Source organism: Streptomyces sp. NPDC047880, assembly GCF_040706515.1.
Taxonomy (GTDB): Bacteria; Actinomycetota; Actinomycetes; order Streptomycetales; family Streptomycetaceae; genus Streptomyces.
Window position 1 is genome coordinate 249,452 of the sequence record NZ_JBEZOK010000002.1, and the last position, 19,659, is coordinate 269,110.

The window sequence follows — 19,659 nt, forward strand, 5'->3', positions numbered from 1 at the left end:
CCCCCAGGTTTTCGGCCCATCACCCCGCATAGGCAGCGCAGTTGAGTCCACGCATCAATCAGCCACGGCTTCCTCCCTGCCGACGGCCGGGGTGGTCGGAATCGCGCGTACCCATATCCGGTCCTCTGTCAGGTAGCGGTCGACTCTCAGGCCCGCCTCCTTCAGTGCCTCCTCGAACTGCTCCTCGGTCAGGGGCCGTGATCGGAACGTCTGGGTCCAGACCGCGTCCGGGAACTCGTACTCCGCGCGCACGGAGTTGACCCCGTCGCCGACCGGCTCCGACGACGTGATCCGGACGGTGAAGCCGCTGGGGTCCTTCCGCTCACGCGGCACGTTCTCGTGGTAGCCCTCGCCCTCTCTCTGGATCAGCACGCAGCCGCCCTCCGCGACGTGGCGGACGCAGGTGCGCAGCAGGCCGCGTCGAACATCGGTATCCCCCGCGTGCACGAGGAAGGACGCCAGCATCACCACGTCGAACGTCTCGCCCAGATCCAGCTCCTCGATCGGGCCGCATATCGTCCGTGCGCCGCGCACGCGCTCCAGCATCGGCGCGGATTCGTCCACCGCCGTGACCGTGAATCCGCGCTCCAGCAGGGGGTGGGTCATGCGTCCGACTCCGCTGCCGAGCTCCAGAATGTGGGCGCCGGCGGGGACCGCCGCCGCGATGACCTCCGGTTCGTCCCCGACGGGCAACCGGGCGTAGAGCTCCACCGCGCAGCCGTCCGGCGTGATGGCCCCGGGTCCCGTCCCCTCGTACCCCTCACGCATTTTCATCTCCATGCCCGCCCAACGGGCGGCGTCCGCACACCCGTTCCCGCAGCCGCCACCTTCACCCGACCGAGTGAACGAGGCAGGCGAGGCCGGAGTCGAGGACATGAGGGGAGGAGCTGTGCGGGCGGGGTGCCCAGCGGCTGAGCAGCGGCGCCTCAGGGGCTCGTCGGGTCCCGGGTCCCGGGTCCCGATTCCCGGGTCCCCGGCTTGGCCCCCGGTACCTGCCCGGGCACGGGCACGGGCACGGCCACGGGCAGCGTGTCGGCGTACGCCAGCATGCGCGGCATCCGTCCGCCGTGGTGGACCCTCGCCCCGAAGAGTACGTTGCAGACAGGAGTGGTGACCGACGATGCGTACAGGCAGTGAACCGCGGACCGCGCGCAGTGCCCTGCGGGCCCGCTTCTGGCTGAGCCTGTGGGGGCTGGTCTGGGCGCTCTTCGGGACGGTGGCGTTCGCCCTCGCCGGGCGGAGCGGGTGGGCGATCGCCTGCGGGACACTGCTGCTGATCGTGACCGTCGACCTGGTCGTGGTCCTGCGCCACATCCGGCAGGGCCCGCACTACCAGCCGGGCCCCGACATCCCGCCCTACCAGCCACTGAACGAACATCCACGAGGCGTACCGCCCCGCCTGCCGCCGGACCAGCACGCACGAGAGGCACCATCCCGCCGGCCGCCCGAGGACGGCACATAGGGCGCACCACCCGCCAGCCGGCAGACCACCCACGCCCATGAGGCGCACGCGGCCAAGTGCCTCACAGTCTCACGAGCGTCACGAATCGAAGCGCGCGGCCTTCAGGAACTCCGGATTCGGGTCGAGCGCGGCAGCAAGACGGAAGTGGCGTTTCGCCTGGTCGGGGCGGCCCTGGCGCTCATACGTACGGGCGAGCGCGAAGTGCGCGAACGCGTTGTCCGGCTCCCGCTCCAGGACGATCTGGAACTCCAGCTCCGCAGGCCTCAGCTGCGCCGCCGCGAAGAAGGCACGCGCCCGCAACAGCCGCGCAGCGGTGTTCTCCGGGTGCGTGGCGATGACGCCGTCGAGCAGCTTCACCGCGCCCCTGGGGTCCCGCGCCGCGAGGAGCTGCTCGGCGGCACGGAAGTCGATGACATGCGTTTCCGGGGTACGTCCGGTCGGACCGCTGGTCTCGGGCACGGCTGAGTCCTTCCCTCACTGCACGGCTTCAACGCCCCCGCGGGCTGCCGCTATTCCGTGGAGGCCGGCCGGGAGGCCTGCGACCTGCGCACCAGCTCGGACCACACGTCCTTCACGCGCTGCTCGAGCGTCTCCAGCGGCACGTCGTTGTCGATCACGATGTCGGCGATCTCGCGGCGCTGCTCGCGCGTCGCCTGGGCGGCCATCCGCGCGCGGGCGTCCTCCTCCGTCATGCCGCGCAGGCGTACGAGCCGGTCGAGCTGGGTCTCGGGGGCCACGTCGACGACGATCACCAGGTCGTACAGCGGCGCGAGGCCGTTCTCCGCGAGGAGCGGGACGTCGTGGATGACGACCGCGTCCTCCGCTGCGGCCTCCTCCAGCTCGCGGGAGCGCGCGCCCACCAGGGGGTGCACGATCGAGTTGAGGACGGCGAGTCTCTCCGCGTCGGCGAAGACGATGGCGCCGAGGCGGGGCCGGTCCAGGCTGCCGTCGGCGGCGAGGATCTCCTCCCCGAAGGCCTCGACGACCGAGGCGAGCCCCGGCGTCCCCGGTGCGACGACCTCCCGCGCGATGCGGTCCGCGTCGATCAGCACGGCCCCGCACGCGACGAGCAGCCGTGACACCTCGCTCTTGCCGGCACCGATCCCGCCGGTCAGGCCCACCTTCAGCATGGTCCGCAGCTTAGGCCCTGCCACCGGCAGGGCTCTCGCCCGGGCCGGGCCATCTCCCTCGCGGGCACCCGGTCCGCCTCACCCGACCCGCGCCGACGCCCTCGCGCGGTACGCATCGCCTCGCCTCGCCGACCCGGACCACTGGCCCGACCCGGGTCACCCCCAGGTCACCCCTTCGCCCGGCTCAATCCACCCGGCTCAGTTGTCGCCTTCTCGCTCAGCCAGGAACTTCTCGAATTCCTGGCCGATCTCGTCCGCCGACGGGATGTCCACCGGCTCGGCGAGCATGTTGCCCCGGGTCTCGGCGCCCGCGACGGCGTCGTACTGGTGCTCGAGGCCGTCGATGAGCGCGGTGAGGTCCTCGTCGCCCTCGCGGATCTGCCGGTCGATCTCCGTCTGTGTGCGGTGCGCGTCCGAGCGCAGGGCGTGCGCGATGCCGGGCAGGACCAGTCCGGTGGCGGCCGTGATGGCCTCCAGAACCGTCAGGGCCGCGTCCGGGTAGGGAGAACGGGCGATGTAGTGCGGCACGTGGGCGGCGACACCCAGGACGTCGTGCCCGGCCTGGAGCAGGCGGTACTCGATGAGGGACTCGGCGCTGCCGGGAACCTGTGCCTCTTCGAACGGGCTGCGGTGGCCCGGGACGAGGTCGGTGCGGTTGCCGTGCGGGGTGAGGCCGACGGGCCGGGTGTGCGGGACGCCCATGGGGATGCCGTGGAAGTTCACGGAGAGGCGGACACCGAGCCGCTCCACGATCTGCTTCACGGCGGCGGCGAAGCGCTCCCACTCCACGTCCGGCTCCGGGCCGGACAGCAGCAGGAAGGGCGCGCCGGTGGCGTCCTGCACGAGCCGCACCTCGAGAGCGGGGTCCTCGTAGTCGCTCCAGCGGTCGCGCTTGAACGTCAGCAGCGGGCGGCGGGCGCGGTAGTCGACGAGCCGGTCGTGGTCGAAGCGGGCCACGACCTGGTGGGGCAGGGAGTCGAGCACCCGGTCGACGATCTGGTCACCGGTCTCCCCCGCGTCGATGTATCCGTCGAAGTGGTAGAGCATGACAAGTCCGGCCGACTCCTGGGCGAGCGCCATGTCGACGACCGCCAGTCCCTTCGGCTCCCAGGCGTACAAACCCTGCGGATCAAGCACAGTGACCGCTCCTCCTCGTGTTCACACTCCACAACGCCCTTGCGGGCGCGGGCATTCCTGCAGGAGGAGATTCATGATCTTGGCGGCGGGAGCAACGCCCCTTCAGGGGCGCGGGGAAGTGCGCGAGAAGCCCCCCGGCCGGCAGCCGGACGACGGCCGTGCAGCCCGAGCACACCGAAGGGCCGCACCTCGAAAGGTACGGCCCCTCAGCTATCGGCTATGCCTCAGTGGCGAGCGTTCAGCTCTGGCCACCGGCCAGCTTCTCGCGCAGCGCGGCAAGCGCCTCGTCCGAGGCCAGCGCGCCGGAGTTGTCCGGGCCCTCGGAGGAGTACGAACCGCCACCGGACGCGGCCGGAGCGGCGGCCTCGCCACCCTCGGCAGCGGCCTTCTCGTCCGCCTCGCGGGACTTGATGACCTGCGCCTGGTGCTGCTCGAAGCGCTGCTGCGCCTCGGCGTACTGGGTCTCCCACGCCTCGCGCTGGGTCTCGTAGCCCTCGAGCCAGTCGTTGGTCTCGGGGTCGAAGCCCTCGGGGTAGATGTAGTTGCCCTGGTCGTCGTAGGACGCGGCCATGCCGTACAGGGTCGGGTCGAACTCGACCGCGGACGGGTCGGCACCGAAGGACTCGTTGGCCTGCTTCAGCGAGAGGCTGATGCGACGGCGCTCGAGGTCGATGTCGATGACCTTGACGAAGATCTCGTCGTTGACCTGGACGACCTGCTCCGGGATCTCCACGTGGCGCTCGGCCAGCTCGGAGATGTGGACCAGACCCTCGATGCCCTCGTCCACGCGGACGAACGCACCGAACGGAACCAGCTTCGTGACCTTGCCGGGCACGACCTGGCCGATCTGGTGGGTGCGGGCGAACTGCTGCCACGGGTCTTCCTGGGTCGCCTTCAGCGACAGGGAGACACGCTCGCGGTCCATGTCGACGTCGAGGACCTCGACGGTGACTTCCTGGCCGACCTCGACAACCTCGGAGGGGTGGTCGATGTGCTTCCAGGAGAGCTCGGAGACGTGGACCAGACCGTCGACGCCACCCAGGTCCACGAAGGCACCGAAGTTGACGATCGAGGAGACGACGCCGGAACGGACCTGACCCTTCTGGAGGGTGGTGAGGAACGTCTGGCGGACCTCGGACTGGGTCTGCTCCAGCCAGGCACGGCGGGACAGGACCACGTTGTTGCGGTTCTTGTCCAGCTCGATGATCTTGGCCTCGAGCTCCTTGCCCACGTAGGGCTGGAGGTCGCGGACGCGGCGCATCTCGACCAGGGAGGCCGGGAGGAAGCCACGGAGGCCGATGTCGAGGATGAGACCACCCTTGACGACCTCGATGACGGTACCGGTGACGATCCCGTCCTCTTCCTTGATCTTCTCGATGGTGCCCCAGGCACGCTCGTACTGGGCGCGCTTCTTCGAGAGGATCAGGCGGCCTTCCTTGTCCTCCTTCTGGAGGACGAGGGCCTCGATCTCGTCACCGACGGCGACGACCTCGTTGGGGTCGACGTCGTGCTTGATCGAGAGCTCGCGGCTCGGGATCACACCTTCGGTCTTGTAACCGATGTCGAGCAGGACCTCGTCCCGGTCGACCTTCACGATGACGCCGTCGACGATGTCGCCGTCGTTGAAGTACTTGATCGTCTCGTCGATCGCGGCGAGGAAGGCTTCCTCGTTACCGATGTCGTTGACCGCTACCTGCGGGGTGGTGGCGGTGGTCTCGGTGCTGCTCGTCATGTGGGAAAGGGCTCCGGTACGGACATTGAAGTCGTAGGTACTGCTACGCCGGGAGCCCGTTTCGCTCTGCAGAAGCCGGACAGCCAAGGAAGCGCCACTCCGAAAAACGGTGGCGCCTCGACAACCGAGGGGACATACATACAGATGCGAGCGCAGCCTGCTACGTCTGAGGTGCGCAGGCCCGCAGCGCAACTTGTAGCATACGGGGACGGCCGGGCAGGGTCAATGCGCGAAGCCGCCCACGCGGGGCGAACGCCGCAAACCCGGCACAAGTCCTGTCGTCCGAGGCCACGCGCGGCGCGCGACGCCCCCTTTGCGACACCGCCGGGACCGGCCGGGCGGAGGAGCCGCAGACTAATACGAGGGAGCCGATCATCCAAGAGTCCGAAGCGTCCGAGCCCGAGGCCACCCGGCGCGATGCCGGTGCCTCGGAGAGTTCCCGCGCCAATCGTGGCTGGTGGGACCGCAACGCGGACGAGTACCAGGTCGAGCACGGCACGTTCCTCGGCGACGACCGCTTCGTGTGGGGCCCCGAGGGTCTGGACGAGGTGGAGGCCGAGCTGCTCGGTCCGCCGGAGGAGCTGAAGGGCCGGGACGTCCTGGAGATCGGCGCCGGCGCCGCCCAGTGCTCGCGCTGGCTGACCGCCCAGGGCGCGCGCCCGGTCGCCCTGGACATCTCGCACCGGCAGCTCCAGCACGCGCTGCGCATCGGCGGTTCCTTTCCCCTGGTGTGCGCCGACGCGGGCGCCCTCCCCTTCGCCGACGGCTCGTTCGACCTGGCCTGCTCGGCGTACGGAGCGCTGCCCTTCGTCGCCGATCCGCGTCAGGTCCTGCGCGAGGTGCGCCGGGTGCTCCGGCCCGGCGGACGTCTCGTCTTCTCGGTGACGCACCCGATCCGCTGGGCCTTCCCGGACGAGCCGGGGCCGGAGGGCCTGTCGGTGTCGGCCTCCTACTTCGACCGCACTCCTTATGTCGAGCAGGACGACGAGGGCCGGGCGGTCTACGTCGAGCACCACCGCACGCTCGGCGACCGCGTCCGGGACGTCGTCGCGTCGGGCTTCCGGCTGGTCGACCTGGTGGAGCCGGAGTGGCCCGCCTGGAACACCTCGGAGTGGGGCGGCTGGTCGCCGCTGCGCGGGAACCTGATCCCGGGTACGGCGATCTTCGTCTGCGAGCGAAGCGAGATGGGGGCACCCCCGGCCGAAGGCCGGGGGAACGACTGAGCACGCGCGCGTGGGACCTCGTCCCTGTCGTACGACACTGAGGCCTGTCGTACGACACTGAGGGCGTGATCCGTTACGACGCCCTGGAGTCCCTGCCCGTCCGCGGTGCCCTGCCCGCCCTGACCGAGGCGCTGGAGGGGCACGGCACCGCGGTCCTCGTGGCGCCGCCCGGCACCGGCAAGACGACCCTGGTGCCGCTCGCGCTGGCGGGGCTGCTCGGCGAGGGGCCCGGGCGGCGCGTGGTCGTGGCCGAGCCGCGGCGGATCGCGGCCCGGGCGGCGGCCCGGCGGATGGCGTGGCTACTGGGCGAGAAGCCCGGCGGGAGCGTCGGCTACACCGTGCGCGGGGAACGGGTCGTCGGGCGGAACATGCGCGTGGAGGTCGTCACGACCGGCGTGCTGGTGCAGCGGCTGCAACGGGACCAGGAGCTGTCCGGTGCCGACGTGGTGGTGCTCGACGAGTGCCATGAGCGGCACCTGGACGCGGACACGGCGGCGGCGTTCCTGTGGGACGTACGGCAGACGCTGCGGCCGGATCTGCGGCTGGTGGCCGCCTCGGCGACGACCGACGCACAGGGGTGGGCGGGGCTGCTGGGCGGGGCGCCGGTGGTCGAGGCGCGGGGCAGCGCGCACCCGGTGGAGACCGTGTGGGCGCCTCCGGCGCGGCCCGTGCGCCCGCCGCACGGGATGCGGGTCGATCCGGCGCTGCTGACGCACGTGTCGGCCGTGGTGCGGCGTGCGCTCGCGGAGCGGGACGGGGACGTGCTGTGTTTCCTGCCGGGCGTGGGCGAGATCGCCCGGGTCGCCGGGCAGCTCGGGGAGCTCGGGGACGTCGAGGTGCTCCAGGTGCACGGGAGGGCTCCGGCGGCCGTGCAGGACGCGGTGCTGGCGCCCGGGGAGCGGCGGCGGGTCGTGCTGGCCACGTCCGTCGCGGAGTCGTCGCTGACGGTGCCCGGGGTGCGGGTGGTCGTGGATTCGGGACTGGCGCGCGAGCCGCGGGTGGACCACGCGCGCGGGTTGAGCGCGCTGACGACGGTACGGGCGTCGCAGGCCGCCGGGCGGCAGCGGGCGGGGCGGGCCGGGCGTGAGGCTCCGGGTGCGGTGTACCGCTGCTGGGCGGAGGCCGAGGACGCGCGTCTGCCGCGGTATCCGTCGCCGGAGATCAAGGTGGCCGACCTGACGGCGTTCGCGCTGCAGGTGGCGTGCTGGGGGGATCCGGACGCGTCCGGGCTGGCGCTGCTGGACGGGCCGCCGAGCGGGGCCATGGCGGCGGCACGGGAGGTCCTGGCGGCGGTGGGGGCGGTCGACCCCGTCGGGCGGGCCACGGAGCGGGGAGTCGTACTGGGGCGGGTGGGTGTGCATCCCCGGCTGGGGCGGGCCCTGGTGGACTCCGTGCCGCTCGTGGGGGCCGAGCGGGCCGCGGAGGTCGTCGCCCTGTTGAGCGAGGAGGCTCCGCGGGACTACGGCGATGATCTGGCGGGTGCATTGCGTCGTGCTCGGCGTGGGGGTGACGCCTATTCCTCGCGGTGGCGCAGTGAGGTCCGGCGGCTGCGGGCCGCCGTCGGGGAGATGTCCCACCCACCTGCCGGTGACCGGCGTCCGGAGGCCGGGCCAGAAGTCCTCGGCAAACTCTCCGAGGATCGCCGAGCGGGCCTCGTCGCCGCTCTCGCCTTTCCCGAGCGGGTCGCCAGGGCCGATGGCGGGTCGCACCTGATGGTGTCCGGAACACGGGCGGAGGTCGGCGCGGGAAGTGCGCTGCGGGATGCGGAGTGGGTCGCCGTCGCCGTTGCGGACCGGCCCGTCGGCCGGGGGCACGCGCGCGTGCAGTCGGGGGCGGTCGTGGACGAGGACGTGGCCCGGCTCGCCGCGGCAGCCCTGCTGGAGGAGCGGGACGAGGTCCGCTGGGACGGCGGGGACGTCGTGGCGCGCCGGGTGGAGCGGCTGGGGGCCGTGGAGCTCGCGGTGCGGGCGCTCAAGGACGCCGATCCGGGCCTCGTGCGCGGCGCGCTGCTCGACGGGCTGCGGCGGGAGGGGTTCGGACTGCTGCGGTGGTCGGCGGAGGCCGGTGTCCTGCGGCAGCGGCTCGCGTTCCTGCGCCTGCATCTGGGTGAGCCCTGGCCGGACGTGTCCGACGAGGCGCTGCACGCGCGCGTGGAGGAGTGGCTGGAGCCGGAGCTCGGCCGGGCACGACGGCGGGCCGATCTGGCGCGGATCGACGCCGGGGAGGCGCTCGCCCGGCTGCTGCCCTGGGCTTCCGGTCAGGCGGGGCGGCTCGGCGAACTGGCCCCGGAGCGGTTGACGGTGCCGAGCGGGTCGCGGGTCCGGATCGACTACTCCCGGCCCGAACAGCCCGTGCTGGCGGTGAAGTTGCAGGAGATGTTCGGGCTGCAGGAGTCGCCCCGGGTCGCCGGGGTGCCGTTGCTGGTGCATCTGCTGTCCCCGGCCGGGCGGCCGGCCGCCGTCACCGCCGACCTGGCCTCGTTCTGGCGGGACGGCTACAAGGGGGTGCGGGCGGAGCTGCGGGGGCGGTATCCGAAGCATCCGTGGCCCGAGGACCCGGCGGGTGCCGAGCCGACGCGGCACACCAACGCGCGGCTCAGGCGCTGACCGACGACGGTTTCCCGGCCGCCGTGCGGGCCGGCCCCGAGGGGCGGCGGGCCCGGGCCTCCAGGTACAGCGCGAGGGCCGGCAGGAGGACGCCGAGCGCCAGGAAACCCCAGGGCAGGTAGGACGTCATCAGCAGGACGAGCAGCCGCTGGGACTTCACCAGGTCGACCGTGTGCGTGATGTAGTCCTCGCGCATCTTCACGTGGCCGGCGAACGCGGTCACCTTGTCGCGGTCGCCCAGGAGGGTGCCGCCGCGCAGTTCCTCCCTGTGGATCTCCTCCCCGTACACGGGGGCGCCGGTGAGGGGTTCGACCCAGAACCTGCGGACCGTGGTGTACCAGCGGGTCGTGCCGGTCTTCGCCACCGCCTCGGGGGTGAGGCCCTTGACGGGCAGGGTCTTGGGGATCTTCACCTTGGTCCAGGGGATGGTCTGCTCGAAGCAGTAGACCTCCAGGCCACGGAAGTCACGGGTGCCCTCGTAGGTGATGGGCGCGGTGACGCGGGCCTGGGCGTCGAAGTACTCGTAGTCCCGTTTCTCGGTCAGGAAGGGCCACTTGAACTCGAGGCCCCGGCGGCGCACCGGATCGCCGTCGACCATCTCGCCGGTGGCGTGGACGGGCTCCTGGGTGTGGGCGTCGAAGATGTAGCGCTCGGGGATCTTGGAGACCATCGCGCCGTCGGGGCCGACGACGTAGGACAGGCCGTCCCAGACGACCACGTCCCGGCCCGCGGACTCCTCGATCCGCTCGGAGGCCTCCACGTTGCCCTTGAGGGTCTGGACGATGGTGACCTTGGAGACCTTCTCGGCCTTCATCGTGCCGTAGTCGAGGAGGGTGGCGTCCTTCGCCTCCAGGACCATGTCCTGGTACTGGTTCGCAGGGACCTTGGCGAGGCGCGGGAAGGCGTACCAGCGCAGGAGCGGGGACAGGGCCGCGAAGAACACGGCGAGGGCGAGCAGGACCAGGCCGGCCTTGCGGCGCATCGCGGCCTCCCTCCCGGGCGGGCGGTCAGGGGTGTGCGGGCACGGTCGTCAGCAGCGGTTCCGGGGACGTACCGCCCGAGGGGGAGCCGAGGGCGGTCAGCGCCAGGACCACGGCGAACGCGACGGCGAGACCGGTGGCGGCGGCGATGAGGGCGCGCATACGGAGCCTCCCCAGGGGGCGCGACAGCCGGAACTGATACACCGTCAGCTCTATCGGCACCGTAGCAACGCGCGGCGGAGATGAGAACACGTTGCACACACAACGACGCCCCTCCTTATAAGGAGGGGCGTCGCCTGTCGTACCTGAGAGCTACGCGCTCGGGCTGTCCGACGGGCTCGGCGAGGACGTCTCGGCCGCCGCGACGGTCAGTTCGACGGTGAGTGTCGCGCCGCCTGCCGTGGTGACCCGGAGCAGGAAGGTGCCGGTCGTGTCGTCCGCGTACAGCTTGGGCAGCTTCAGCAGGCCCTTGGCGTCCGTCTTCAGACCGGTGAGGGTGCGGACGGTCTTGCCGTCGGCGTCCTTGAAGTAGGGGCCCTTGTCGGTGACGGTCGGGTCGTCCGCCGACTTGATCAGCGTGGCGGTGGCCGCGACACCGTCGGCGACGGCGCCCTTGTACGTGGCCTTCAGCTCGACCTGGTTCGCGAACGTGCCGCCCGGGGCGCAGGTCAGCGCGGCGTCACCGGTGCGGGCGAGGGCGTCGGCGGCGCGCTCGGTGACCGTGGCCTTGTAGTCGAGACCCGGAACGGCGCGGCCCACCACGGTGGCGCGGACGGTGACGGTGCCGGTCTTCTCCCCCGCCTGCAGCACGGGTGCCACGGCCACGCCGGAGCTGTTGGTGGCGACCGTGGCCACGTCCTCACCGCCGGTGAAGGTGGTGTCGGTGTCGCCGACGATGGTGAAGCGGACCCTGACCTTGGCGACGGCCTTGCCCGCCTCCGTCTCGGCGCGGGTGCTGATCCGCCGGTCGAACGCGTCGCCGGCCATGGCGGTGAGCTTCGCGGTTCCGGCGTCCTCCAGGTGGTCCACCGTGTCGGTGGGGGTGGGGGGTGTGGTGGGCGGCGTGGACGGTGTGCCGGGCGGTGTCGTGGGCGGCTTCGAGGGCGCCGTGCCGCCCCCGCCGGGCTTCTGCGGCGTCCCGGGCTTGTCGGGCCTGGGCTTGGGCCCGGGCGTCGAGCCGGCCGGGGTCGTCGCGCCCGGGACGGTGGGCGTCGGGCTCGCGCCCGCGCCGTCGTCGCTGCGGTTGCCGGGCAACGTGCCGGTGCCGTCCGGGACCTCGTGCGCGCCCTTGCGGTAGTAGTCCAGCCACCTCATGACGAGGTTCAGGTAATCCCGCGAGTTGTTGTAGCTGAGGATCGCCCGGTCGAGCTCGCTCTGCTGGGACAGGTCCCAGTTGTTGCGGCACAGGTAGTGGCCGGCGGCGAGCGCGGCGTCGTAGACGTTGTTGGGGTCCTTCTTGCCGTCGTCGTTGCCGTCGCGGCCGGCCCAGGCCCAGGTGGAGGGGATGAACTGCATGGGGCCGACGGCCTGGTCGTACGAACTGTTGCCGTCGTACGCGCCGTCGTCGGTGTCCTTGATGAGGGCGAAGCCGTTGCCGTCGAGCTGCGGACCCAGGATCGGCTTGAGGGTGGTGCCGTCGGCGTCGACGCGGCCGCCGCGGGCCTGCCCCGACTCCACCCGGCCGATGGCCGCGAGGAGTTGCCAGGGCAGGTTGCAGCCGGGCTTGGCCTCGCGCAGTGAGGCCTCGGCCTTCTTGTAGGCGTCGAGGACGGTCGCGGGGATGCCGGATTCCGTGGCGCCCGTGCCGCCGGGACCGGGGCCCGTGGACGGAGACGGATTCGGGCTCTTGAGCGGGGGCAGGTCCGTGTAATAGGGCGAGTTGCCGGTGGCGCTGCCGTCGGAGGCACTCGCCTCCGGTGAGGGGGTGGCGTCGGCGGCGGTCTGTCTGCCGTGGTCGTTCACGCCCGGAGCCTGGGAGGCGGACAGGGCCGCGACCGCTACCGCGGCCACGGCGGTGGTCGCCGCCCCCTTGCGCAGCCTCCTGCCGAATTGCGCCGCCATAGAGTGAACCCCTCCCGTGGACGCCCGAGCGTCCGGTCTACGTCTGCAGTGTTCGCCCTGTTGTGACGATCCAACCGCCTGAGGGGTTGCCCTCCGACGGCCACAACTCTGTTCTCTTACGTGCTCTGCACTTGACCGCGGTCACGCGTTCGACGCGCTCCCCGCACGACGACTCTGGCGACCCTACGACAACTTCTTTTGCCCGGGCACCCGTTCGTGACCGTTTTTCACCAGTTGGCCATGTGCGCTGGTGACATCGGCCGGCAAGGTCTCATCCCGCATACTGGGCCACCGACCGCCGGACACTCCGGCCTGGTGCAACGACCGTCGCGAGGAGCCGAGTTGCCGTTCACGCTGAGCCATGCGGCAGCAGTACTGCCCGCCGTCCGCGCCGACGGCACCGGCCGGGGCCCCCTGGTCCCCGCCGTCCTCGTGGCGGGTTCCTTCGCACCCGACATGACCTACTACGCGGCAAGTGTCCTTGCTGGGGCGATGGAGTTCGGTGACGTCACGCACGGGTTCCCGGGTGTGTTCACGGTCGACGTGCTCATCGCCTGGGCGCTGGTGGGGTTGTGGCTGCTGGTGCGTGAACCGCTCGTCGCGTTGCTGCCGCGGGCCCGGCAGGGACGGGTGGCGGCCCTGCTGCGGTGCGGGGCGCCCCGTGCGCGGGTGGGGCCCGCGCTGGTGGCGCGGTGGTACGCGTCCGCGGTGCTCGGTGCGTCGACCCATGTGGTGTGGGACGCGTTCACGCACCTCGACCGGTGGGGCATGCGGCTGTTTCCGGTCCTGGGCCGGGAGGTGGCGGGCTCACCGCTGTACTGGTACCTGCAGTACGGCGGTTCGGCGGTGGCCGCGGTCGTGATCGCCGTGTTCGTGACGCACGCGCTGCGGCGGGCGCCCCGGGGCGAGCCGGTGGGGGTTCCCGCGCTGGCAGTACGGGACCGATGGGCGGCCGCTGCCGTGATCTGCGGCTTCGCGTTGGTGGGGGCGGTGCAGCGGGCGTCGCGGTGGTGGGCGTACTGGGGCTCGGCGGCGAAACCGTGGGAGATCATTCCGACGGTGTGCTTCGGCGCGGGCGCGGGTCTCGTCCCGGCGCTGCTGCTCTACGCCCTGGTGGTCAGGGTGCGGCGTCCGGTTCCGGCCCCCACCGGTCCTGCCCCTGCCGCCGATGCCGAGCCGAGTCGTCCGGCCGGTCGCTGACGAAGGCGTCGCTCGTCGTGATGTACACGGTGATGGTGGTGCGTGCCGGGCGAGGGAGCAGGGTGAGGACGAGGGCCAGGCAGTCACGGGCGAGCCGGGCCCAAGGGCGACGACAGGCTCTGCGCGGCCTGTCACGGCCGCCGGGTGGGCCGGCTGCGACGCTGCGGGCGGCGGCCGGATCGGTGCGGGTCGGCGTGACGTCGGTGCCGAAGAGGCCGGTCAGAACGGCCAACGCCTCGGTGCTGTCGAGGGCGGCCACGGTGTCGGTGCCGAAGAGACCGGTCAGGACGGCCAGCGCCCCGGTGCGGTCGAGACCGTAGAGGGCAGCCACAGCGTCGGCCCCGGCAAGGCCGGTCAGGGCCGCCAGCGCGTCGGCGGCGACGATGGCGGTAGCGGGGGTCGGGCCGCCCGCCCCGGGCAGAGCCGCCGTCACGGCAGGGGCGTCGGTGCCGGCCAGGCGGCCGGTGCCCACGGGGCCGGTGGGCCGTCGCCCGGTGGCGGCCAGGCGCCGCCGGAGGTCCGCCGTCGCCTGGCGCAGTGCCGTACCGAAGGTGACAGGGACGCGAACCGTACTCGCGGCGGCCTCGAACGCCGGGACGGGCTGCGGTGCCACGCCTGGGCCCGTGCGGGTGAGGAGCGTGCGTATACCCATGCCCCGCATCCTTGCGACCGCCGGGGGCGGGGGCGCTTTCTCGGGGGCCACGCGAGTGACGGTTTCCGCGGCGGCCGGGCGGGCCGGTGGCCAGGAGATCCTGACGCCCCGGCCCGCCCCGCCCCCGGCGCCCGTCCCTCTCAACCCGCTGGCGGGCCGCAGGCCTAGTGCGCTGCCGACTCCCAGTCCGGGCCCGAGCCCACCGAGACGCCCAGGGGGACACGGAGGCCGACGGCGTTCGCCATCTCCCTGCGGACCAGTTCCTCGGCGGCGGACCGCTCCCCTGGGGCGATCTCCAGCACGATTTCGTCGTGGACCTGCAGGAGCATGCGGGAGGCGAGGCCGGCGTCCTTCAGGGCGTCGTCCACCTTCAGCATGGCGATCTTGACGATGTCGGCCGCCGTGCCCTGGATGGGTGCGTTGAGGGCCATCCGCTCGGCGGCCTCACGGCGCTGGCGGTTGTCGCTGTTGAGGTCGGGGAGGTAGCGGCGGCGGCCGAAGAGCGTCGCCGTGTAACCCGTCGCCCGGGCCTCGTCGACCGCCCGGCGCAGATAGTCCCGTACGCCGCCGAACCGCTCGAAGTACGCGTCCATCAGGGCGCGGGCCTCCGCGGCCTCGATGTTCAGCTGCTGGGAGAGGCCGAACGCGGACAGTCCGTAGGCCAGGCCGTACGACATGGCCTTGATCTTGCGGCGCATCTCGGCGTCCACCGCCGTCGGCTCGACGGCGAAGACCTGGGAGGCGGCCGTGGTGTGCAGGTCCTCGCCGGAGGTGAACGCCTCGATGAGGCCCTCGTCCTCGGAGAGGTGCGCCATCACGCGCAGCTCGATCTGGCTGTAGTCGGCCGTCATGAGGGACTCGAAGCCCTCGCCGACGACGAAACCACGGCGGATGGCGCGGCCCTCGTCGGTGCGGACCGGGATGTTCTGCAGGTTGGGGTCCGTCGAGGACAGGCGGCCGGTGGCGGCGACCGTCTGGTTGAACGTGGTGTGGATGCGGCCGTCCGCGGCGATCGTCTTGATCAGGCCCTCGACGGTGACGCGCAGCTTGGCCTGCTCGCGGTGGCGGAGCATGATCACCGGAAGCTCGTTGTCCGTCTGCGTGGCCAGCCAGGCGAGGGCGTCGGCGTCCGTGGTGTAGCCGGTCTTGGTGCGCTTGGTCTTGGGCAGGGCCAGCTCGCCGAAGAGGACCTCCTGGAGCTGCTTGGGCGAGCCCAGGTTGAACTCGTGCCCGGCCGCCGCGTGGGCCTCCTTGACCGCCTGCTGGACGGCACCGGCGAACATCTGCTCCATGGCCTCCAGGTGAGGCCGGTCGGCCGCGATGCCGTGCCGCTCCATGCGGGCGAGCAGGGCGGACGTGGGCAGCTCCATGTCGCGCAGCAGGTCGGCGGCGCCGACCTCCTCCAGGCGGCTCTCGAAGGCCTGACCCAGGTCGAGGACGGCCCGGGCCTGGATCATCAGGGCCTCGGCCTCGGCGCCCTCGTCCGCCCCGAAGGCCAGCTGGCCGTCGGCCGCGGCGGCGGGGCTGAGCTCGCGGTGCAGGTACTCCAGGGACAGCGCGTCCAGGTCGAAGGAGCGGCGGCCCGGCTTGACCAGGTACGCGGCCAGGGCCGTGTCCATGGTGACGCCCGCGACGCTCCAGCCGTGCTCGGCGAAGACGCGCATGGCGCCCTTGGCGTTGTGGAGGATCTTGGGCCGCCCGGCGTCGGCGAGCCAGGCCGCGAAGGCCCGCTCGTCGGCCTCGTCCAGCTGGGACGGGTCGAACCAGGCGGCGGGGCCTTCGGCCGCGGCGAGGGCGACCTCGGCGACCGAGCCGGTGCCGAGGGCCCAGGTGTCGACCGTGGCGATGCCGAGGGGCTGCGTGCCGTGCTCGGTGAGCCAGGCGGGCAGTTCGCCGGTGCCGAGCACCGTGCCGTCCAGCTCCACGCCCTCGGCGCTGATCGGGGTGGTCTCGGCCTCCTCGGCACCCGGGTCGACGGCGAAGAGCCGCTCGCGCAGCGACGGATTGCGGATCTCCAGGGTGTCCAGGATCATCGCGACGGCCTTGCGGTCGTAGGCGGCCCGCTCCAGGTCGGAGACGCCCTTGGGCAGCTCCACCTGGCGCTCCAGCTCGGTGAGCCGGCGGTTGAGCTTGACGGACTCCAGGTGGTCGCGCAGGTTCTGGCCGGCCTTGCCCTTGACCTCCTCCACGCGCTCGACGAGCTCGGCGAAGGAGCCGAACTGGTTGATCCACTTCGCGGCGGTCTTCTCACCGACGCCGGGGATGCCGGGGAGGTTGTCGGAGGGGTCGCCGCGCAGGGCCGCGAAGTCGGGGTACTGCGCGGGCGTCAACCCGTACTTCTCGAATACCTTCTCCGGGGTGAAGCGGGTCAGCTCGGAGACGCCCTTGGTCGGGTACAGCACCGTGGTGTGCTCGCTGACCAGCTGGAAGGAGTCCCGGTCGCCGGTGACGATCAGCACCTCGAAGCCCTCGGCCTCGGCCTGGGTGGCGAGCGTGGCGATGACGTCGTCGGCCTCGAAGCCGTCCACCGCGAAGCGCTGGGCGCCCATCGCGTCCAGGAGCTCGCCGATCAGCTCGACCTGGCCCTTGAACTCGTCCGGGGTCTTGGAGCGGTTCGCCTTGTACTCCGTGAACTCCTGGGACCGCCAAATCTTGCGGGAGACGTCGAAGGCGACCGCGAAGTGCGTGGGCGCCTCGTCGCGCAGCGTGTTGGCCAGCATCGACGCGAAGCCGTAGATCGCGTTCGTCGGCTGGCCCGTCGCGGTGGTGAAGTTCTCCGCGGGCAGCGCGAAGAACGCGCGGTAGGCCAGCGAGTGCCCGTCCATGAGCATCAGTCGCGGCCGGCTGCCGCCGGAGGTCTGGTCGGTCGTCTTCGATGCTGTCTCTGCCACGCCCCCGATCCTGCCACGCCCCACTGACACTCGGCCCCGGCCCCGGCGGGTGCCGGGCCCGGGGCGTGCCCTGCCGACGCCCCCACCGGCCCCACGCACGCCCTGCGGACACCCGGCCGACCCCACCGCACACCCCGCCGGTCCCACGCCCCCGGACACCCCCGCACCGGGACCCGGCTCACCCCGCGCCGTCCCGCCCTCCACCGGCCCGGCCGCCACCGCCGTCACCCCCGCGTGCGAGGATTCGGAGACCTACCTCACAGCGCAGTCGAAGGGGAGTGTGCGATGGCGTCGAAGCCGCCCAAGAGCGATCCGGTCCAGGACGCGCCGCAGGTCGCCGGGCCGAAGCACGCGGCCGCGGGGCTCCCGGCGATCGGGCACACGCTGCGGATCGCACAGCGGCAGATGGGCGTGAAGCGCACCGCGCTGACGCTGCTGAGCGTGAACCAGAAGGACGGCTTCGACTGCCCCGGCTGCGCCTGGCCCGAGCCGGAGCACCGGCACAAGGCGGAGTTCTGCGAGAACGGCGCGAAGGCCGTGGCCGAGGAGGCCACCCTGCGCCGGGTCACGCCCGAGTTCTTCGCCGCGCACCCGGTCGCCGACCTGGCCGGCCGCAGCGGCTACTGGCTGGGACAGCAGGGCCGGCTCACTCACCCCATGTACCTCCCCGAGGGGGGCACGCACTACGAGCCGGTCACCTGGGAGCGCGCCTTCGACATCATCGGCGAGGAGATCGACGCGCTCTCCTCCCCGGACGAGGCCGTCTTCTACACCTCCGGCCGCACCAGCAACGAGGCCGCGTTCCTCTACCAGCTGTTCGCGCGCGAGCTCGGCACGAACAACCTGCCCGACTGCTCGAACATGTGCCACGAGTCGTCCGGTTCGGCCCTGTCGGAGACGATCGGCATCGGCAAGGGCAGCGTCCTGCTGGAGGACCTCCACCAGGCCGACCTGATCATCGTCGCGGGGCAGAACCCCGGGACGAACCACCCGCGCATGCTGTCCGCGCTGGAGAAGGCGAAGGACAACGGCGCGAAGATCATCAGCGTCAACCCGCTGCCGGAGGCGGGCCTGGAGCGTTTCAAGAACCCGCAGACCCCGCAGGGCATGGTCAAGGGCGCCGCGCTCACGGACCTGTTCCTGCAGATCCGCATCGGCGGCGACCAGGCCCTGTTCCGCCTGCTGAACAAGCTGATCCTGGAGACGGACGGCGCGGTCGACGAGGCGTTCGTGCGGGAGCACACGCACGGCTACGAGGAGTTCACCGAGGCCGCCCGCGCCGCCGACTGGGACGAGACGCTCACGGCGACCGGCCTGACCCGGGAGGACGTCGACAAGGCCCTGCGGATGGTCCTGGCCTCCGAACGCACCATCGTGTGCTGGGCGATGGGCCTCACCCAGCACAAGCACTCCGTCCCCACGATCCGGGAGGTCGTCAACTTCCTCCTGCTGCGCGGCAACATCGGCCGCCCGGGCGCCGGCGTGTGCCCGGTGCGCGGGCATTCGAACGTGCAGGGCGACCGCACCATGGGCATCTTCGAGCGGCCCGCGCCGGCGTTCCTGGACGCTTTGGAGAAGGAGTTCGGCTTCGCGCCTCCGCGCGAGCACGGCTATGACGTCGTGCGCGCCATCCGCGCCCTGCGCGACGGTGAGGCGAAGGTCTTCTTCGCGATGGGCGGCAACTTCGTCTCGGCGTCCCCCGACACGGACGTCACCGAGGCCGCCATGCGGCGGGCCCGGCTGACGGTGCACGTGTCGACGAAGCTGAACCGCTCGCACACGGTCACGGGCGCGCGTGCCCTGATCCTGCCGACCCTCGGCCGCACCGAGCGCGACCTCCAGGGCAGCGGCGAGCAGTTCGTGACGGTCGAGGACTCGATGGGCATGGTGCACGCCTCCCGGGGCCGCCTGGAGCCCGCGAGCCGGCACCTGCTGTCGGAGCCGGCCATCGTCAGCCGCCTGGCCCGCCGGGTGCTGGGCGAGAACAGCCGTACGCCGTGGGAGGAGTTCGAGAAGGACTACGCGACGATCCGGGACCGCATCGCACGCGTGGTCCCGGGCTTCGAGGACTTCAACGCCCGCGTGGCCCGCCCCGGAGGATTCGCGCTGCCCCACGCCCCGCGCGACGAGCGCCGCTTCCCCACGGCCACCGGCAAGGCCAACTTCACGGCCGCGCCCGTGGAGTACCCGCGGCTGCCGGAGGGCCGCCTGCTGCTGCAGACGCTGCGCTCGCACGACCAGTACAACACCACGATCTACGGCCTCGACGACCGTTACCGGGGCATCCGCAACGGCCGCCGGGTGGTGCTGGTCCACCCCGAGGACGCCCGCGCCCTGGAGGTGGCGGACGGTGCCTACGTCGATCTGGTCGGCGAGTGGAAGGACGGCGTGGAGCGCCGGGCCCCCGGTTTCCGCGTCGTGTACTACCCCACGGCCCGGGGCTGCGCGGCCGCGTACTACCCGGAGACCAACGTGCTGGTGCCGCTGGACGCCACCGCGGACACCAGCAACACCCCGGCCAGCAAGTCCGTGGTGGTGCGTCTGGAACAATCGGCGACCGACTGAGCGTTTGCTCAGTACCACAG

General features: G+C 72.1%; 15 protein-coding genes. 5 read left to right on the forward strand and 10 right to left on the reverse strand.

What is annotated here, in order from left to right:
• Positions 1-54: 54 nt before the first annotated feature.
• On the reverse strand, positions 55-780 hold the full coding sequence (locus AB0937_RS05045; protein WP_366709535.1) for a class I SAM-dependent methyltransferase: 726 nt from the start codon (positions 778-780) through the stop codon (positions 55-57).
• 340 nt (positions 781-1,120) lie between these two features.
• Between AB0937_RS05045 and AB0937_RS05050 the strand changes: the two genes are divergently transcribed.
• Positions 1,121-1,462, forward strand: coding sequence for a DUF6343 family protein (locus AB0937_RS05050; RefSeq protein ID WP_366709536.1), 342 nt, complete (start codon positions 1,121-1,123; stop codon positions 1,460-1,462).
• 78 nt (positions 1,463-1,540) lie between these two features.
• Here AB0937_RS05050 and AB0937_RS05055 read toward each other — a convergent pair whose 3' ends face one another.
• From AB0937_RS05055 to rpsA, 4 genes are all read right to left on the reverse strand, one after another.
• Positions 1,541-1,921, reverse strand: coding sequence for a tetratricopeptide repeat protein (locus tag AB0937_RS05055; protein WP_104779441.1), 381 nt, complete (start codon positions 1,919-1,921; stop codon positions 1,541-1,543).
• A 50-nt stretch (positions 1,922-1,971) separates the two neighbouring features.
• Positions 1,972-2,592 carry a dephospho-CoA kinase gene (gene coaE / locus AB0937_RS05060; protein ID WP_366709537.1) on the reverse strand — a complete coding sequence of 207 codons (621 nt, stop codon included), beginning with the start codon at positions 2,590-2,592 and terminating at the stop codon, positions 1,972-1,974.
• A 198-nt stretch (positions 2,593-2,790) separates the two neighbouring features.
• Complete coding sequence (locus AB0937_RS05065) at positions 2,791-3,729, reverse strand: PAC2 family protein (protein ID WP_366709538.1); 939 nt, start codon at positions 3,727-3,729, stop codon at positions 2,791-2,793.
• A gap of 238 nt (positions 3,730-3,967) precedes the next feature.
• The gene (gene rpsA / locus AB0937_RS05070) at positions 3,968-5,461 is read right to left on the reverse strand and encodes a 30S ribosomal protein S1 (protein ID WP_366709539.1); all 1,494 of its coding nucleotides are present in this window, start codon (positions 5,459-5,461) and stop codon (positions 3,968-3,970) included.
• A gap of 371 nt (positions 5,462-5,832) precedes the next feature.
• Between rpsA and AB0937_RS05075 the strand changes: the two genes are divergently transcribed.
• Positions 5,833-6,684, forward strand: a complete 852-nt coding sequence (locus AB0937_RS05075) for a class I SAM-dependent methyltransferase (protein WP_366709727.1) — start codon at positions 5,833-5,835, stop codon at positions 6,682-6,684.
• A 65-nt stretch (positions 6,685-6,749) separates the two neighbouring features.
• Entirely contained in the window at positions 6,750-9,290 is a 2,541-nt protein-coding gene (gene hrpB, locus AB0937_RS05080) for an ATP-dependent helicase HrpB (RefSeq protein ID WP_366709540.1), read from the forward strand.
• On the opposite strand, the gene AB0937_RS05085 is transcribed toward hrpB, so the two are convergent.
• The 3 genes from AB0937_RS05085 to AB0937_RS05095 all read right to left on the reverse strand — a co-directional run bounded on the left by AB0937_RS05085 (position 9,280) and on the right by AB0937_RS05095 (position 12,331).
• Complete coding sequence (locus AB0937_RS05085) at positions 9,280-10,272, reverse strand: DUF3068 domain-containing protein (protein WP_366709541.1); 993 nt, start codon at positions 10,270-10,272, stop codon at positions 9,280-9,282. The genes hrpB and AB0937_RS05085 overlap by 11 nt on opposite strands.
• Before the next feature lie 25 nt (positions 10,273-10,297).
• Complete coding sequence (locus tag AB0937_RS05090; RefSeq protein ID WP_366709542.1) at positions 10,298-10,432, reverse strand: SPW_0924 family protein; 135 nt, start codon at positions 10,430-10,432, stop codon at positions 10,298-10,300.
• Positions 10,433-10,582: 150 nt separating this feature from the next.
• Entirely contained in the window at positions 10,583-12,331 is a 1,749-nt protein-coding gene (locus tag AB0937_RS05095) for a lytic murein transglycosylase (RefSeq protein WP_366709543.1), read from the reverse strand.
• A 342-nt stretch (positions 12,332-12,673) separates the two neighbouring features.
• Here AB0937_RS05095 and AB0937_RS05100 point away from each other — a divergent pair, with 342 nt between their 5' ends.
• Positions 12,674-13,531 carry a DUF4184 family protein gene (locus tag AB0937_RS05100; protein ID WP_366709544.1) on the forward strand — a complete coding sequence of 286 codons (858 nt, stop codon included), beginning with the start codon at positions 12,674-12,676 and terminating at the stop codon, positions 13,529-13,531.
• On the opposite strand, the gene AB0937_RS05105 is transcribed toward AB0937_RS05100, so the two are convergent.
• Together AB0937_RS05105 and polA are read right to left on the reverse strand one after the other, a co-directional pair.
• Complete coding sequence (locus AB0937_RS05105; RefSeq protein WP_366709545.1) at positions 13,449-14,183, reverse strand: hypothetical protein; 735 nt, start codon at positions 14,181-14,183, stop codon at positions 13,449-13,451. The two genes, AB0937_RS05100 and AB0937_RS05105, sit on opposite strands and share 83 nt — an antisense overlap.
• A 164-nt stretch (positions 14,184-14,347) precedes the next feature.
• A complete protein-coding gene (polA, locus tag AB0937_RS05110; RefSeq protein WP_366709546.1) occupies positions 14,348-17,074 on the reverse strand; it encodes a DNA polymerase I in 2,727 nt (908 codons plus the stop codon).
• Between the two features lie 285 nt (positions 17,075-17,359).
• Here polA and AB0937_RS05115 point away from each other — a divergent pair, with 285 nt between their 5' ends.
• Positions 17,360-19,639: an FdhF/YdeP family oxidoreductase gene (locus AB0937_RS05115; protein WP_366709547.1), complete on the forward strand. Its 2,280-nt coding sequence runs from the start codon at positions 17,360-17,362 to the stop codon at positions 19,637-19,639.
• Positions 19,640-19,659: the final 20 nt, after the last annotated feature.

What these genes read in the sequence shown, in the direction of transcription:
- AB0937_RS05045 (WP_366709535.1), bottom strand. Translation starts at nt 780, where the DNA reads ATGGAGATGAAAATGCGTGAGGGGTACGAGGGGACGGGACCCGGGGCC.
- AB0937_RS05050 (WP_366709536.1), top strand. Translation starts at nt 1,121, where the DNA reads ATGCGTACAGGCAGTGAACCGCGGACCGCGCGCAGTGCCCTGCGGGCC.
- coaE (WP_366709537.1), bottom strand. Translation starts at nt 2,592, where the DNA reads ATGCTGAAGGTGGGCCTGACCGGCGGGATCGGTGCCGGCAAGAGCGAG.
- rpsA (WP_366709539.1), bottom strand. Translation starts at nt 5,461, where the DNA reads ATGACGAGCAGCACCGAGACCACCGCCACCACCCCGCAGGTAGCGGTC.
- AB0937_RS05085 (WP_366709541.1), bottom strand. Translation starts at nt 10,272, where the DNA reads ATGCGCCGCAAGGCCGGCCTGGTCCTGCTCGCCCTCGCCGTGTTCTTC.
- AB0937_RS05090 (WP_366709542.1), bottom strand. Translation starts at nt 10,432, where the DNA reads ATGCGCGCCCTCATCGCCGCCGCCACCGGTCTCGCCGTCGCGTTCGCC.
- AB0937_RS05095 (WP_366709543.1), bottom strand. Translation starts at nt 12,331, where the DNA reads ATGGCGGCGCAATTCGGCAGGAGGCTGCGCAAGGGGGCGGCGACCACC.
- AB0937_RS05105 (WP_366709545.1), bottom strand. Translation starts at nt 14,183, where the DNA reads ATGGGTATACGCACGCTCCTCACCCGCACGGGCCCAGGCGTGGCACCG.
- AB0937_RS05115 (WP_366709547.1), top strand. Translation starts at nt 17,360, where the DNA reads ATGGCGTCGAAGCCGCCCAAGAGCGATCCGGTCCAGGACGCGCCGCAG.